We start from the raw sequence: 203 nt of genomic DNA on the forward strand, positions 1-203 counted from the left end.
ATACCGATGGCGACGTAAAGCTGCGGCGCGACGATCTTGCCGGTTTGACCGACCTGATAATCGTTCGGCACGTAGCCCGCATCGACGGCTGCGCGCGATGCGCCGAGTGCCGCGTTGAGTTTGTCGGCGAGCGGTTCAAGCACTTTGGTGTAGTTTTCGCCGCTGCCCAGACCGCGTCCGCCTGACACGATAATCTTTGCGCT

At 61.1% G+C, this 203-nt stretch carries 1 protein-coding gene; it reads right to left on the reverse strand.

Features of this window, described 5'->3' with window-relative positions:
• Nucleotides 1-203: FAD-binding protein (locus SB764_RS45395; protein WP_410867492.1), on the reverse strand; the 203-nt coding region annotated here is incomplete at both ends.

The organism is Paraburkholderia sp. SIMBA_027 (assembly GCF_046535315.1).
Classification (GTDB): Bacteria; Pseudomonadota; Gammaproteobacteria; order Burkholderiales; family Burkholderiaceae; genus Paraburkholderia; species Paraburkholderia tropica.